Origin of the sequence: Cellulosimicrobium cellulans (genome assembly GCF_007679345.1) — a bacterium.
GTDB lineage: Bacteria > Actinomycetota > Actinomycetes > Actinomycetales > Cellulomonadaceae > Cellulomonas > Cellulomonas cellulans_A.
In genome coordinates, this window is record NZ_VEGH01000037.1 from 1 (window position 1) to 340 (window position 340).

A 340-nucleotide genomic window follows, 5' to 3' on the forward strand; every position below is an offset into this window, starting at 1 on the left:
TTGAGGCGGTGGTGGCGGTGGCACAGGGGTCCGAGGTTGTCGGCGTCGGTGCGGCCCAGGGGCGCGTCGGGGTCGGCTCCCGGCTGGGGGTGGTACTCGACGGTGTGGTCGAGGTCGCAGCCGCAGGCGGGGACGGTGCACCCGGGTGCGGCACAGGTGCCGTCGCGGGTGCGGACGAGCTCGACGAGGGCGGCGGGTGGTCGGTAGCGCTGGCGGCCCACGTCCAGGACGCGGTCGGTGAGGGGGTCGGTGACGACCCGCTGCCAGACGCCGTCGGCGGCGAGGGCGCGGGCGGCGACGGCGTCGAGGGGTCCGTGGCCGTCGAGGTGGGCGGGCTGGT

Annotated in this window: 1 protein-coding gene; it reads right to left on the bottom strand. The window is 77.4% G+C overall.

Features of this window, described 5'->3' with window-relative positions:
- On the bottom strand, positions 1-340 hold a 340-nt coding region (locus tag FS882_RS21250; protein ID WP_187365418.1), incomplete at both ends, for an HNH endonuclease signature motif containing protein.